Raw genomic sequence first — 14,627 nt, 5'->3', positions numbered from 1 at the left:
GCGGCGCCACTTAAGCGCGAGCCTTGCCATAGGCAATGGCGCGCGGCATTGGGCCGGGCATGGCCGACGAACCCGTTTCCGCTGAACTCGCCGCGCTCATCGCCGGCTATCGCCGTTTTCGCGAAAAAGGCTGGCATCCGCAGCGCTCGCGCTGGGACAAGCTGCGCGAGGGCCAGGCACCCAAGGTCATGGTAATCGCCTGCGCCGACAGCCGGACGGACCCGGCGACGGTGTTCGACGCCGACCCCGGCGAGATATTCGTCGTGCGCAACATCGCGGCGATGGTCCCGCCGTTCGAGACCACGCCGGGCCGGCACGGTGTCTCGGCGGCGCTCGAGTTCGCCGTCCAGGTGCTCAGGGTGAGCGAGATCGTCGTGATGGGCCACGGCATGTGCGGCGGCTGCCAGGCGGCGCTGACGCAGGAGCTGCACGGCATGGAGCCAGGCCACGGCGGCTTCATCGCCGACTGGATCTCGATGCTCGACGAAGTCCGCGGCCCGATCGTCGAGGAATACGGCACCGAAGGGCGGGCGGCCGAGCGCGCGATGGAACACGCGGCGGTGCGCGTGAGTCTCGCCAACTTGCGAACCTTCCCGTGCGTGCGCGAGCTCGAGGGGCGCGGAAAGCTGCGGCTGCGAGGCGCCTTCTTCGCCATCGCCGACGGCGTATTGCACCTGCTCGACGAGCACACCGGCCGGTTCAATCCCGCCTAGAGACGGACGTGTCTGAATTGCCTGGGCCCGTACCGCCCTTATATAGCACAGCGGAGGCCCAGGCGCGGCGGCGGGGAGGTAAGAGCAAGTGCGTTGTCCCGGATGTTCTGCCGACGTCTCCGCGTTGCGGGAATTTTGTCCGATTTGCGGCACGGCAATGGACCCGGGCGTTCGCGGGAGTTTGCTCGGCGGACGCCGCGATCGCCCGGGCGAGGGCCGGAAAGGATCTCGCAAAGCTCTCCTGGTCGGCGGCGGCGCGGCAGTCCTGCTCGCGTTGGGAGTCGCGGGGCAGCTCACCGGGGCTTGGCCAGACCCGACGGTGACCATCGGCTCCGACGAGCGGAACCAGGCCGGCGGGCCGGTGACGATCGAGGCGGAGCAGTTGTACAAGGCTTACAGCGATGACCCGGGCGCGGCAGCAAGGCGGTTCGGCAACCGCGAGATCGTGGTCAGTGGGGAGTTCCTCCGGATCGTGCCGGACGGCTACGGCAGCCTCGATCTGCGTTTGAAGACTTCCAATCCGAACGTGCAGCTTGGCATCGACGTCGCACAGCTTGCGATCGAGGACGCCAAGCAGCTCCGACCAGGCCAGCGAGTCACGCTCAGTTGCCAGCATATGGGTTCAGGCGGCGACGAGCTCTGGGTGCAGGACTGCGCGATCCAACAGACAGACGACGCCGCGCTGCCCTCTCCGCCGCCTCCTCCGAACCCCCCGTCTCCCGAAGATCAGGACAAGCAGGAACAATAGGTCACGCGCGGCGGCGCTCGGCAAACCCGCCGACAGCACCCATTGCTTGCACTCCCCTCGCCGCGCGGCCACATAGCCGGACATGCCCGAGGAAGCCCTCAAGAACATCGCCCTGCTGATCGACGCGGACAACGCGAGCGCGGCGGGCATCGACCCGGTTCTCACCGTCCTCGCCGAGCTCGGGCAGGTCAACGTCCGCCGCGCTTATGGAAACTGGCAGAAGCAGGCGTTGTCGAAGTGGGACAAGATCACCCACCGCTTTGGATTGCAGCCGGTGCAGCAGTTCGACCTCACGAAGGGCAAGAACGCCACCGACATGGCGATGACGATCGACGCCATCGACCTGCTCTACGGTGGCAAGGTGGACGGCTTCGGGATCATGAGCAGCGACAGCGATTTCACCCCGCTGGTCACCCGGCTGCGGCAGGACGGGCTGCTGGTCTACGGCTTCGGCAGCGCGAAGGCGCCCGAGGCGTTTAAGACGGCTTGTACCCGCTTCATCGACGTCGACCAGCTGATCCGCACTCAGGCGCAGGACGAAGCCCCGAAGGCCAGCGAAAGCAGCCCGATCGATCCCGAGCTGATCGAGCTGCTGGGCGCGGCATGGAAAGCTGCAAGCCGCGACGAGGAGGGTTATGCCAAGCTGCAGGAAGTCGGCCAGATCGCGGGAAACCGTTCGAGCTTCGACGTCCGCAATCACGGTTTCAAACGCCTGTCCGACCTGATGAAAGCGGCGAGCGACAACTTCAAGCTCGAACGGCGCGACAACCAGCTTTACGTCAAACGCGTGCGCTAGGCACCAATGGCCCGCAGCGCCGTTGAACCGCTCGGGTTCATGGAGCGCGAATGGTCGACACATCGGAAAAGTTCAGCTGGCTGGTGCGGCTCGGTTACGCCGCGCGCGGGGTGGTTTACCTGCTGCTCGGCTGGCTGGCGCTGGGGACGCGGGTCAAGGTCGATGCGGGCGGGCAGGCCGTTTTCGACGCGCTGCAGGACATGCCGCTTGGAAAGCCGCTTCTGTTCGTCCTCGCTGCCGGTCTCGCGGGTTACGTAGCCTTCAAATTGCTGTCGGCGGTCTGCGACGTGCAGCATCGTGGCGGCGACGCGAAGGGATGGCTCCACCGGGTTGGCGACATCGCCGCCGCAGCGGGCTATTCCGTCCTCGCATTCGCCGCGCTGCAATTCGCGCTTGGCTTGAGGCACAGCGCGGGCCACGGGCAGACGAGGCACGCGACCCACACCGCGCTGGATTGGAGCCTGGGCAAGATCGGCATCGGCGTGGTCGGCGCGGGTTTCGTCATCGCGGCCCTGTTGCAGGTGAAGGAAGCGGCCACCGGCCATTTCATGCACCGTGTCGGCTCCCGGGCGCCGCGCGGCATCGAGCTGATCGGCCGAGCCGGCTTCGCCGCGCGAGCCGTGGTGTTTGCCATCATCGGCTGGTCGTTGGTGCGTGCCGCCTGGTTCGATGCCTCGGGCGATGCCAAGGGCCTTGGCGAGGCGCTGTTGAGCCTTCGTTCGAGCGGGCTCCTCTACACGCTGGTGGCTACGGGACTGATGCTGTTCGGGGCGTTCAGCCTGGTCGTCGCCCGCTACCGGATCCTCCCGCCGCTGCAAAAGGCCGACCTGAAGCCGGCGCTCGGCTGATCAGCCCGAACCGAAGGCGTCGAGGATCGGGCACGGACCCGCCCCGCCCTTCGCGCAATCGTGGGCCAGCTTGGCGAGCGACTGCCGCGCAGCCTGAAGCTCGGCGATGCGCTCATCGAGCTCGGCGATCCGTTCGCGGGCCATCTCGCGGGCGCGCGGGCGGTCGTCGGTACGGTGGAGGTGGAGCAACTCGGCGATCTCGGCGAGGGTGAAACCGGCGGTCTGCGCCTGCTTGACGTAGCGTAAGCGGCGCAAGTCCTCTTCGTCGTAATGTCGCCCGGCGGGGGCGTCTCCCCGCGGAACGGCCAGCAGCCCCTTGCGCTGGTAGAACCGCACCGTCTCTACGCCGACGCCCCCCGCCCGCGCCAATTCCGAAATGCGCATCATTTTTCCGGTTGACTCCGTACCGTGGTACAGAGGTTATAGGAGTGGACATGACGTCCGACAACACCCCAAAAAGAGCCCGCCTCCACCGCATGGTAATGGACAAGCACGTGTGCCCCTACGGCGTGAAATCGCGCTGGCTGCTGGAGAAGAGCGGCTACATCGTCGATGACCGCTGGCTGACCACGCGCGAGGAGACCGACGCGTTCAAGCGTGAGCACAAGGTCAAGACCACCCCGCAGACCTTCATCGATGACAAGCGGATCGGCGGCTACACCGAACTGCGCAAATACCTCGGCGATCCGTTGCCCGAAGAAAGCGCGACCAGCTACAGGCCGGTGATCGCCGTGTTCGTCATCGCTGCGCTGCTGGCGATGGCGGTCAGCTTCCACGCCTTCGGCTCGCCGTTCACCGTCCGCGCGGCCGAATGGTTCGTCAGCTTCACGATGGCGATCCTGGCGATGCTCAAGCTGCAGGACCTCGAGAAATTCTCGACCATGTTCGTCGGCTACGATCTGCTCGCCCAGCGCTGGGTGCCCTATTCCTACGCCTACCCGTTCCTGGAAGCCGGCGCCGGCGTGCTGATGGCGGCGCATGCGCTGAACTGGCTGTCGATCCCGGTGGCGCTGTTCATCGGCGGCATCGGCGCGGCCAGCGTCTACTACGCGGTCTATGTGCAGAAGCGCGCGATCAAGTGCGCCTGCGTCGGCGGCTCGAGCAGCGTGCCGCTCGGCTTCGTCTCGCTTACCGAAAACCTGTTCATGATCGGCATGGCGATCTGGATGCTGTTCAATGCGTAAAGGACTTTCGACGTGACCAAGCTTCTTCTGACCGCTGCCGCTCTCGCGCTGCTTCCGTCCACGGCCTTCGCGCAGGAACACCAGCACGATGCGCCCGCCGCGCAGGCCGCCCCGGCCGAAACGGCAAGCGGGGATTCGACCTCCGAGCAGTCCGACGCGGATCATGGTTCCATGGGCAACATGGACATGAAAGGCATGAAGGGCATGAAGGGCATGAACATGCCCGGGATGGATCATGCGCAAACCGAGCATGGTACTCGCGAGCATCCCTTGCCGGGTCGAACGCCCGAATGTCCCGATCCGACGTGGGACGACTGCGATTATCCGTGGAACGGGACTATGCGGGCTCTGGCGCCTGCCGGCGAAGGCTCCGGCACCTCGCGCCTGCCGCCGAACGAGAAGATGAACCACGGCGCGATGCTTGGCCTCGGCGGCGATGCGATGCTGATGCTGCACGGCTACGTCTGGCCGATCTACACCAACCAGTCGGGCCCGCGCGGCGACGACAAGCTGTTCGTTGCGTCGATGGCCATGGCGACGCTGACGGCGCCGTTCGAAGGCGGCACGTTCACCTTGCGCTCGATGATGAGCGCCGAGCCGCTGATGAAGCACAGCGGCTATCCGCTGCTCTTCGCCACCGGCGAGGAGGCTTACGGCCAGCCGATCGTCGACCGCCAGCACCCGCACGACTTGTTCATGGAGCTGGCCGGACGAATCGATCTCGATGTCGCCGAAGGCACCAGCGCGTTCCTCTACGGCGGCCCGGTTGGCGAACCGGCGCTTGGCCCGAGCGCGTTCATGCACCGCGCCAGCGCCGCCTATAATCCCGAGGCGCCGATCAGCCATCACTGGTTCGATTCGACCCACATCACTTACGGCGTAGTCACCGCCGGCCTCGCCGCGCCCCGCTGGCAATTCGAGGCCAGCGCCTTCCGCGGCCGTGAGCCCGACGAATTCCGCTGGAATATCGAGAAGCCCAAACTCGACAGCTGGAGCGCACGTGCCAGCTTTGCCCCCTCGCCTTCCTGGTTGCTGCAAGCAAGCTATGGCGAGATCAAATCGCCCGAGGCGAGCCACCCCGGCGAGAACGAGCATCGCACCACCGTCTCGGCTCACTTCAACAACGGCAAGGGCCTGTCGGCGATGGCGGCCTTCGCCGCCAAGGACCGGGTGCCCGGTCCCACCCTCACCGCCTGGCTCGGCGAAGTGAACTGGGACCTGACGCGGCACCACACGCTGTTCGGACGGGTCGAGAACGTCGACAACGACGAGCTCTTTCCCGACCATGCCGACCCGCTGCACGACATGGCCTTCCGGGTGACCAAGTTCCAGGCCGGCTACGCCTATCGCCTGCCGCTCGGGCCGCTCAATCTCGCCCTCGGCGGGACCGCGTCGGCCTTCCTCAAGCCGGAAGCCCTTGATGCGGCCTATGGCCGGTCGCCGATGGGCTACACGGTCTTCGCCAAGCTCAGCCTGGGGAATTAGGGTGACACTTTCGGCAACTGTCACCCAAAGTGTCGCCTTAACAAATCGCGTAAAATCAAGCGATTATTGGCGAAATGGCGACAAAGCGACAGGGTGACACATTGCGCTCCGGCGCAAGGGTCGGCGTTGACGGTGGTCCGCGCCGGCGGGCGCTGCCCGTGATGGGTACGAAGGTGTGCCGAGGTGAGCATGATCGCGGAACATAGACAGAACATCCCCGTGTAGGAAAGCGATTTCTGACCTCAGCGATCACCCGCCGCACTGCACGTCGCCGGCAGTCGAATAGAGCACCCTGCCCTTGCCGTCGCTCAGCTTGACCGACCCCTCGAAACCCAGTTTCCCCGCCGCTTCGCTGCGCGTTTCGCTCTTGATCGCCAGGTCGAGCACGTAGCCGGGCGCGACGTAGCGCGAGCCGGTGCCCTTCTCGAGCTTGTCGCACTGCGGATCGAGCGTGAAGCGCTTGAGCGCGCCGCCGAGCTTCATCACCGCGGCATCGTCCATCGCCATCACCACCGCGCCCATGCTCTTGCCCGCGGCGTAGTTGCAGCTCGGGCCGGCGAGCTTGGCGGCTTCGATGTCCATGTAGGTGATGGGTTGCGCGTCGAGTTGGGAGACGGTGTGCGCTTGGTTAGCCTCGTCGGTTCCGCAAGCCGCGAGGACCGACAACAAGGCGCAGGCGATCCACATGCGATTAAGGAACATGGACAGACTCGATTTCCCAGCGGGCACCATCATGTTCGTTTATTTTCGCGTGCAAAGTGAGGTCGCTTACGAGTTCACCATCGGTGGTCAGGTCAACGAGCACTTGCCAGTAACCGTCCATCCAGCGGCAAACCGAACGTTCCCACGTGATTTCGCTCAACGGAGCCAGATATCCTCCGTAATCGCGAACGTTATCGGCAATGCTTTCTGCGACGGCATCCGGAACGGGTGCGACGCCGTCGATCGAATGGCGGCTAAGCTGGAAGTCTCCTTCGGCAAATGCGCTGGCAATCTGCCGAAACGTCGATCGCCATTCCTGTGGGATAGGATGCTCAGCCTCGTCTTTCGGCATTTTGATCATCAATGCCGCCCAAACAGCTTCTCGACGTCGCCCATCGACAGCTTAACCCACGTTGGTCGCCCGTGGTTGCACTGGCCCGAGCGCGGGGTGCGTTCCATTTCGCGCAGGAGCGCGTTCATCTCGGCGACCGAGAGCGTGCGGCCGGCGCGGACCGAGCCGTGGCAGGCCATCGTCGCGAGGACGTGCTCGATCTTCTCGCCGAGCAGCAACGCCTCGCCGTGCTGGGCGAGGTCGTCGGCGAGGTCGGTGAGGAGCTTTTGCGGGTCGGCGCCCCTCAGCGCGGCGGGCATCGCGCGGACCAGCATCGCCGCGGGGCCGAAGCGTTCGAGGGCGAGGCCGTATTCGGCGAACTTCGCGGCGCTGTCTTCCAGGCGGTCGCAGGCGGGTTCGTCGAGCTCGACCACTTCGGGCAGCAACAACGCCTGGCTCGCCGCGACCGCCTCGCCCGCTCCGGCGGCGCGCAGGCGTTCGAGCACCAGGCGCTCGTGCGCGGCGTGCTGGTCGACGATCACCAGGCCGTCGGCCGCTTCGGCGACGATGTAGGTGTCGGCGATCTGGCCGCGGGCGATGCCGAGCGGGTAGTCCGCGGCTTCCTCGGGCAGCGGCTCGGCCACTTCGGCCCGGCCTTGCGGGGCAGCCATCACGTCGGCTTCGTAAGCGCGCCATTCGCGGCTTGCTTCCCTCACCGAAGCTGACGGCGCAGTCCAATCCCGTCCACGGAAGATCGAACCCAGCGCCGGTGCAATCTCAGGCTCCCGCTGCCAGCGCCCCATCGCTTCGGCGTCGGGCGCCTGCGCGCTGCGCCTGTCGCCGGTTGCGAGCGCTTGCCTCAGGCCCGAGACGATGAACCCGCGCACCGCCGCCGCGTCGCGGAAGCGGACTTCGGTCTTGGCCGGGTGGACGTTGACGTCGACCTCCTCGGCGGGAAGCTCGAGGAACAGCGCCAGCACCGCGTGGCGGTCGCGCGCGAGCATGTCGGCGTAGGCCCCGCGCACCGCGCCGACGAGCAGGCGGTCCTTCACCGGGCGGCCGTTGACGAACAGGTACTGGTGGTCGGCGACGCCGCGGTTGTAGGTCGGCAGGCCGGCGATGCCGGTCAGGCGCATGGCCCCGGTATTCGTTGGGCGTTCGAGGTCGATCAAGACCGCGTTGCCCGCCAGCTCGCGCGCGATCAGCAGCGCCACGCGGGCCGGCAGCCCATCCCCGCCCTGAAGGTCGAACGCCGTCCGCCCGCCGTGCTCGAGGCGGAAGGAGACGTCGGGCCGCGCCATCGCCAGGCGGCGCACCACGTCGAGGCAGGCGGCGTATTCGCTCCGCTCGCTGCGCAGGAACTTGCGCCGCGCGGGCACCTTGGCGAACAGGTGCTCGACCCGCACGCGGGTGCCGGGCGGAAGCGCGGCGGGCCCTTCCTCCGTCAGCACGCCGTGATCGACCACCCGGCGCCAGCCCTGCTCCGTCCCGCGTACCCGGCTTTCCAGCGTCAGCCGCGCGACGCTGGCGATCGACGGCAGCGCCTCACCGCGGAAGCCGAGCGTGGCGACCTGTTCGATCGCCTCATCGGGCAGCTTCGAGGTGGCATGGCGTTCGAGCGCCAGGGCCATCTCCTCGGGCGTCATGCCGCAGCCGTCGTCGGTTACCTCGAGGCGCGACAGGCCCCCGTCCACCAGCGAAACCGCGATCCGTGTGGCGCCGGCGTCGATGGCGTTTTCAACCAGCTCCTTGAGTGCCGAAGCCGGGCGTTCGACCACCTCGCCCGCGGCGATACGGTTGACCAGGCTCTCTGGCAGGCGGCGGATTTGCGGCATGGGGAGGCAGGGTAGCGGCGGGGTGCCGGAAATTCGAGCCGACCGGTGCAAAAACCGGTCGATTGCGGCACAAAAAATTTACCATTGTGCGGTGCATACGGTAAGGCGTCGGCTCACGCCGGGGTTCCCCGGCTTTTGCCATATCAATCATCCGCGGCCCAAACGTCCTCGGCGCTGATTACGAACGGATACTCGATGAGCTCTTTCTTCTCCCGCTTCTTCAAATTCGGCTCGCAGAACATGGCCATCGACCTCGGCACGGCCAACACGCTGGTCTACGTGCAGGACCGCGGGATCGTGCTCAACGAACCGTCGGTGGTGGCGATCGAGACGATCAACGGGATCAAGCGGGTCAAGGCCGTCGGCGACGACGCCAAGCTGATGATGGGCAAGACCCCCGACAGCATCGAGGCGATCCGCCCGCTGCGCGACGGGGTGATCGCCGACATCGAAATCGCCGAGGAGATGATCAAGCACTTCATCCGCAAGGTCCACGGCAAGAAGAGCCTGTTCCGCTATCCCGAGATCGTCATCTGCGTGCCGTCGGGCTCGACCTCGGTCGAGCGCCGCGCGATCCGCGACGCGGCCTCGAACGCCGGCGCCAGCGAAGTATTCCTCATCCTCGAGCCGATGGCCGCCGCGATCGGCGCGGACATGCCGGTGACCGAACCCGTCGGCTCGATGGTCGTCGACATCGGCGGCGGCACCACCGAAGTCGCCGTACTTTCGCTGCGCGGCCTCGCCTACACGACGTCGGTGCGCACCGGCGGCGACAAGATGGACGAGGCGATCGTTTCCTACGTCCGCCGCCATCACAACCTGCTGATCGGCGACGCCACCGCCGAGCGGATCAAGAAGGAATACGGCGTCGCCACCGTGCCCGAGGACGGCGTCGGCGAGACGGTGACGATCAAGGGCCGCGACCTCGTCAACGGCGTGCCCAAGGAAATCACCATCAACCAGGGCCACATCGCCGAAGCGCTAAGCGAGCCGATCGGGGCGATCGTCGAAGGCGTGCGCATCGCCCTCGAGAACACCGCGCCCGAGTTGGCCGCCGACATCGTCGACCAGGGCATCGTCCTCACCGGTGGCGGCGCGCTGATCCAGGGCCTCGACGATCACCTGAAGGAAGAGACCGGTTTGCCGGTCAGCGTCGCCGAGGACCCGCTGTCATGCGTCGCGCTCGGCACCGGACGGGCGATGGAAGACCCGATCTATCGCGGCGTGCTGATGACCGCCTGATCCTTCGGTACGAGTGGGAGAGGCGGGAATGGCGCCGCCTAATGTTCGCGGATCGAGTGCCAACCGGAAGGCGCAGCTGAGCGTCTTCACCGGCTACCTCGTCGCGGCCGCCGGGGCGGCGATCGGCGCCGCGCTACTGATCATCTCGCTGTGGCAGCCGCAGGCGCTCGCCGGACTGCGCAGCATGGCGAGCGATGCGACCTCGTCGGTCGGCCAGGCCGGCGCCTCGGCGCGGACCGGCGGCAAGAGCTTCTTCGACGCCATCGCCGGTTACTACCGCGCCGGCAGCAAGAACGCCGATCTCGAGCAGGAAATGCAGATCGCCCGGGTCAAGGTCGCCGAGGCCGAGGCGCTCAAGCGCGAAAACTTGCGCCTGAAGGCCACGCTCGGGCTGCACGAGAGCGACGCCAGGCCCGTCGCCCTCGCCCGCCTGATCGGCTCGACCTCGTCGAGCGCGCGGCGCTTCGCCTATCTCTCGGCCGGCTCCGCCGACGGGGTGCAGCGCGAGATGCCGGTGGTCTCGCCGATGGGCCTCGTCGGCCGCGTGCTCGAGGCCGGGGCGCACAGCTCGCGAGTGATGCTGCTGACCGACAGCGAGAGCATGGTCCCGGTGCGCCGCGCGAAGGATGATGTGGTCGCGTTCGCCGAAGGCCGCGCCGACGGTTCGCTGCGCCTCCGGCTGATCAACCTCGGCATCAACCCGATCAAGCGCGGCGACGTGTTCGTCACCTCGGGCGCGGGCGGGCTGTTCCGCCCGAACGTGGCCGTCGCCGTGGCCGAGGTCATCACCAAGGACGGCGCGATCGCCCGCGTGCTCAGCAATCCCGCGGCGACCGACTATGTCGCGGTCGAACCGGTCTGGCAGCCGGAAGCGGTTAGGATGCTCAAGGTTCAGCCGGCGAGCGGTAAAGAGCGCGAATGATCGACCCGATCAATCCGCGCGCCCGGCGGGACGCCTTCGGCAGCAAGATCAACCGCGACCACTCGGCGCTGCTGGCCTTCGGCGTGCCGTGGCTGTCGATTCTGCTCGCCTCGCTGACCCCGCTTCTGCCGATCATCGCCTCCGCGCCCATCGTGCCGCCGCTCGCCTACCTGCTGCTGCTCGCCTGGCGCCTGATGCGCCCCGGGCTGCTGCCGCTGTGGGCCGGCTTGCCGCTCGGCGCATTCGACGACTTGTTCTCCGGCCAGCCCTTCGGCAGCGGGATCCTGCTGTTCTCCGTCACGCTGATCGGCATCGAGCTGCTCGACGTGCGCTTCCCGTGGCGCAGTTTCTGGCAGGACTGGATCATCGCCATGGCGGTGACCGCAACCTACCTGGTGGTCGCCGCGCTGGTTTCGGGCGCACATGTCGACCAGGGGATGTTGCCGGCGCTGGTCCCGCAGTTCGGCCTGTCGGTCCTGACGTTCCCCATCATCGCGCGCATCGTCTCGATGCTCGACCGGCTGCGGCTGCTGCGCGTCCGCCGGCTTGCCTGAGCGATGGCGAAGCTGACCACCTCAACGCTCCGCCAGAGTTTCGACCGGCGCACTTTCGTCATCGGCGCCGTGCAGGGCGGCGTCGGCCTGCTGCTCGCCGCGCGAATGGGCTACATCGCGGTGGCCGAGAACGAAAAGTACGAGATGGAATCCGAGAGCAACAGGGTCAACCTGACGCTCATCCCGCCGCGCCGTGGATGGATCCTCGACCGCAAGGGGGCTCCGCTCGCGTCGAATCGGGCCGATTTCCGCGTCGACATCATCCCTGTGCGGCTGAAGGACCCTCCGCGCGAGGTGGCGGCGCTGGGCGAGTTGCTCGCCCTCAAGCCCGATCAGCTGGCCGACCTCAACACGAAGATTGCCGATGCGGCCCGCTTCCAGGCGGTCCCGGTTGCGGACGGGCTCGATTACGACCAGTTCGCCGCGATCAGCGTGCGGCTGCCCGAGCTGCCCGGCGTGGTGCCGCAGCGCGGCTACTCGCGCTATTACCCCACCGGACCGGCGGTGGGCCACTTGCTGGGCTATGTCGGCGCGGCCAACAAGGAGGAATACGACAAGGAACGCATTCCCCTGCTGGTCACCCCCGGCTTCAAGCTCGGCAAGGACGGGCTCGAGAAAGAGTACGAACAGGTGCTGCGCGGCGAACCCGGCGCGCGACGCACCGAAGTCACCGCCTCTGGCCGCATCGTTCGCGACCTCGACACTCGCGAGGACGTTCAGGGCCAATCGATCCAGCTGACGATCGACGGCCAGCTGCAGGACTTCGCCGCGCGCCGCATCGGCCTGCAATCGGCGGCCGTCGTGGTAATCGATTGCCACACGGGCGGCATTCTCACGATGACCTCGATGCCCTGCTTCGATCCCAATACGTTCGCCAACGGCATCGGGCGGATCGAGTGGAAGATGCTCAACGAGGACGACCACATCCCGTTGCTGAACAAGGCGGTGCGCGGCCTTTATCCGCCGGGTTCGACGGTCAAGCCGATGGCCAGCCTGGCTTTGCAGTTGCAGGGCGTATCGCCCGAGGAGCACGTCAACTGTCCGGGCGGCTATCAGCTCGGCAACCGCTTCTTCCGCTGCGACGCGGTCCACGGCTCGCTCGACATGCGCGGAGCCATCGAGCACAGCTGCAACACCTATTTCTGGAGCATGGTCCACCGCGTCGGCTACGAGAATGTCGCGCCGGTCGCCCGCAAGCTCGGCCTGGGGCAGGAATTCGATCTGCCGGGGGTCAACCAGCGCTACGGCACGGTGCCCGATCCCGAGTGGAAGAAGCGCCGCTACAAGCAGGAATGGACCGCGGCGGACGGCCTCAACGCGGCGATCGGCCAGGGATACGTGCTGGTTTCCCCGCTGCAGCTGGCGGTGATGACCTCGCGGATCGCCAGCGGCCGCGACCTGGTGCCCTCGCTGATGTTCGGACACCCGAAGCCGCCCGGCCCCGCCCTGCCGTTCACCCCCGAACAGCTCGCCGTCACCCGCGACGGCATGTTCCGCGTGGTCAACGGCTCGGGCACCGGTGCCGGCAGCCGGCTGCAGGTCCCCGGCGTTACCATGTCGGGCAAGACCGGCACGGCCCAGGTCCGCAAGTTGCTCAGCCGCGGAGGCGGCGGCGCATGGAAGACGCGCGATCACTCGTGGTTCATATGCTTCGCGCCCTCGGAAGCCCCACGCTACGCGATGGCCGTCGTGGTCGAGCACGGCGGGTTCGGGGCGAGCGCGGCGGCGCCGATCGCCAAGGACGTCATGACCTGCCTGTTCGATCCGGCCAAGGCATGGTCTGCGCTCCTCGAGATGGAGAAGACCTGGGGGGGCACACCGGCCGAACGCATGGCGGCCAAGTACAGCGCCTATGCCGCCCAGTACGGAGCCGCCGTGCCGAAGGCGGCGAGCGACGCGGCCGTCCAGGCCGCCATGACCCAGTCCGAAGGGGGCGAGACGCCTCCCCTAACGAACGGGGTCGTCACCAACGTCGAGAGCGGCGAAGCCAAGGCGGCCGCTTCTGGCGGCGGGCAACCTTCCGATGAGCCGCGCGCGCCCAGTACCGGCCCGGCCGAACGCGGAGATCGCCGGTAATGGCCCGCGGTCTGCTCCCGCAACCGATCGCGACCCTGCCGTGGCGCGCCCTGCTGCCGCTCGCCCTGCTGACCGGCTTCGGCGCCGCGGTGCTGTACTCGGCTGCGGGCGGATCGTTGTACCCGTACGCCGCGCCGCACCTCATGCGTTTCGGCCTGTTCGTCCTGCTCGCCATTGCCATTTCCTATGCGCCTGCCGACCTGGTCCGCTGGGCGGTCTATCCGGTCTACGGCGCGGTCTGCCTGATGCTGGTCCTGGTCGAGGCGCTGGGACACATCAGCGGCGGCAGCCAGCGCTGGCTGACGCTCGGCCCGCTGGTGCTGCAGCCTTCCGAGCTGATGAAGCCGACGATCGTGCTGGTGCTGGCGAATTTCTACAACACCCTGCCCGCCGGAATGGTCGCGAACTGGCGGTCGCTGGTGCCGCCGGCGGTCCTCATCGGCGTGCCGATGGTGCTGGTCCTGTTGCAGCCCGATCTCGGCACTGCGCTGGCGATAACCTTCGCCGGCGCTGTGGTGATGTTTCTCGCGGGATTGCCGCTCAAATGGTTCCTGGGAGCCGGCGCGGCGGGCGCCCTGGCGGCTCCGCTCGCCTATTTCTTCGTGCTGCACGATTACCAGCGCGCGCGGGTGACGACCTTCCTCAACCCGGAAAGCGATGCCCTGGGCACGGGGTACCACATCACCCAGTCGCAAATCGCCATCGGCTCGGGCGGAATCCTCGGCAAGGGATTCGGCAACGGTTCGCAGAGCCACCTCAACTACCTTCCCGAAGCGCATACCGATTTCGTGTTCGCGACGATGGCCGAGGAATGGGGCCTGCTCGGCGGGCTGTTCGTGCTGCTGGTGTTCGGCGTGGTGCTGCGCTGGGGCCTCGGCGTCGCCCGCCGCGCGCCCGATCGCTTCAGCCGCCTGCTCGCCGGCGGGATGACCGCGACGATTTTCTTCTACGCCGCCGTCAACATGATGATGGTCATGGGCCTGGCTCCGGTGGTCGGCATCCCGTTGCCGTTCCTCAGCTATGGCGGTTCGTCGATGATGACCAACATGATCTGCGTCGGGACCTTGATGATGGTCGACCGCTGGAGCCGCAAGGCCAGCACGCCGGGATTGCTCTAGGCGGCGCCAAGGCCCTTTTATCATCGGCGGCAATCGCTATATGGGCCGCTCCCGGCGATTCGCCGGCCGCGGT

15 protein-coding genes are annotated in these 14,627 nt (G+C 67.1%); 11 read left to right on the top strand and 4 right to left on the bottom strand.

Annotated elements, in window-relative coordinates; translation table 11 throughout:
- Positions 1–59 precede the first annotated feature (59 nt).
- The 4 genes from G7B69_RS04560 (at position 60) to G7B69_RS04545 (ending at position 3,105) form a co-directional block, all read left to right on the top strand.
- Positions 60–713 (top strand): carbonic anhydrase, encoded by a 654-nt coding sequence (locus G7B69_RS04560; protein WP_166176563.1) that lies wholly within the window; start codon positions 60–62, stop codon positions 711–713.
- A 157-nt stretch (positions 714–870) separates the two neighbouring features.
- Positions 871–1,461: an OB-fold protein gene (locus G7B69_RS04555; protein WP_166176561.1), complete on the top strand. Its 591-nt coding sequence runs from the start codon at positions 871–873 to the stop codon at positions 1,459–1,461.
- Positions 1,462–1,543: 82 nt separating this feature from the next.
- Complete coding sequence (locus G7B69_RS04550; RefSeq protein WP_166176559.1) at positions 1,544–2,257, top strand: NYN domain-containing protein; 714 nt, start codon at positions 1,544–1,546, stop codon at positions 2,255–2,257.
- Between the two features lie 50 nt (positions 2,258–2,307).
- Positions 2,308–3,105, top strand: a complete 798-nt coding sequence (locus tag G7B69_RS04545) for a DUF1206 domain-containing protein (protein ID WP_166176557.1) — start codon at positions 2,308–2,310, stop codon at positions 3,103–3,105.
- On the opposite strand, the gene G7B69_RS04540 is transcribed toward G7B69_RS04545, so the two are convergent.
- Complete coding sequence (locus G7B69_RS04540) at positions 3,106–3,492, bottom strand: MerR family transcriptional regulator (protein WP_243415026.1); 387 nt, start codon at positions 3,490–3,492, stop codon at positions 3,106–3,108. It lies immediately after the preceding gene.
- 47 nt (positions 3,493–3,539) lie between these two features.
- On the opposite strand from G7B69_RS04540, the gene G7B69_RS04535 reads away from it, so the two are divergent.
- Together G7B69_RS04535 and G7B69_RS04530 are read left to right on the top strand one after the other, a co-directional pair.
- Entirely contained in the window at positions 3,540–4,289 is a 750-nt protein-coding gene (locus G7B69_RS04535; RefSeq protein ID WP_166176555.1) for a MauE/DoxX family redox-associated membrane protein, read from the top strand.
- Positions 4,290–4,301: 12 nt separating this feature from the next.
- The gene (locus tag G7B69_RS04530; RefSeq protein ID WP_166176553.1) at positions 4,302–5,774 is read left to right on the top strand and encodes a hypothetical protein; all 1,473 of its coding nucleotides are present in this window, start codon (positions 4,302–4,304) and stop codon (positions 5,772–5,774) included.
- 249 nt (positions 5,775–6,023) lie between these two features.
- On the opposite strand, the gene G7B69_RS04525 is transcribed toward G7B69_RS04530, so the two are convergent.
- From G7B69_RS04525 to mutL, 3 genes are read right to left on the bottom strand one after another with little or no spacing between them, the layout of a single operon-like run.
- On the bottom strand, positions 6,024–6,476 hold the full coding sequence (locus G7B69_RS04525; protein WP_166176551.1) for a hypothetical protein: 453 nt from the start codon (positions 6,474–6,476) through the stop codon (positions 6,024–6,026).
- Positions 6,466–6,837, bottom strand: a complete 372-nt coding sequence (locus tag G7B69_RS04520) for a DUF7668 domain-containing protein (protein WP_166176549.1) — start codon at positions 6,835–6,837, stop codon at positions 6,466–6,468. Before G7B69_RS04520 ends, G7B69_RS04525 begins: the two co-directional genes overlap by 11 nt.
- On the bottom strand, positions 6,837–8,642 hold the full coding sequence (gene mutL / locus G7B69_RS04515; protein ID WP_166176547.1) for a DNA mismatch repair endonuclease MutL: 1,806 nt from the start codon (positions 8,640–8,642) through the stop codon (positions 6,837–6,839). The genes G7B69_RS04520 and mutL overlap by 1 nt, the downstream gene beginning before the upstream one ends.
- A 195-nt stretch (positions 8,643–8,837) precedes the next feature.
- Here mutL and G7B69_RS04510 point away from each other — a divergent pair, with 195 nt between their 5' ends.
- The 5 genes from G7B69_RS04510 to rodA are packed head-to-tail and all read left to right on the top strand — an operon-like array spanning position 8,838 to position 14,554.
- Entirely contained in the window at positions 8,838–9,884 is a 1,047-nt protein-coding gene (locus G7B69_RS04510; RefSeq protein WP_166176545.1) for a rod shape-determining protein, read from the top strand.
- A gap of 28 nt (positions 9,885–9,912) precedes the next feature.
- Positions 9,913–10,806, top strand: coding sequence for a rod shape-determining protein MreC (locus tag G7B69_RS04505; RefSeq protein ID WP_166176543.1), 894 nt, complete (start codon positions 9,913–9,915; stop codon positions 10,804–10,806).
- Positions 10,803–11,360: a rod shape-determining protein MreD gene (locus G7B69_RS04500; protein WP_166176541.1), complete on the top strand. Its 558-nt coding sequence runs from the start codon at positions 10,803–10,805 to the stop codon at positions 11,358–11,360. Before G7B69_RS04505 ends, G7B69_RS04500 begins: the two co-directional genes overlap by 4 nt.
- 3 nt (positions 11,361–11,363) lie before the next feature.
- Complete coding sequence (gene mrdA / locus G7B69_RS04495; protein ID WP_166176539.1) at positions 11,364–13,436, top strand: penicillin-binding protein 2; 2,073 nt, start codon at positions 11,364–11,366, stop codon at positions 13,434–13,436.
- Complete coding sequence (gene rodA, locus G7B69_RS04490; protein ID WP_166176537.1) at positions 13,436–14,554, top strand: rod shape-determining protein RodA; 1,119 nt, start codon at positions 13,436–13,438, stop codon at positions 14,552–14,554. The genes mrdA and rodA overlap by 1 nt, the downstream gene beginning before the upstream one ends.
- Positions 14,555–14,627 lie beyond the last annotated feature (73 nt).

It is taken from the genome of Croceibacterium segetis, assembly GCF_011320115.1.
Taxonomy (GTDB): Bacteria; Pseudomonadota; Alphaproteobacteria; order Sphingomonadales; family Sphingomonadaceae; genus Croceibacterium_B; species Croceibacterium_B segetis.
The sequence above is the reverse complement of the archived record's forward strand: the minus strand, read 5'-3'. Positions and strand labels throughout refer to the sequence as shown.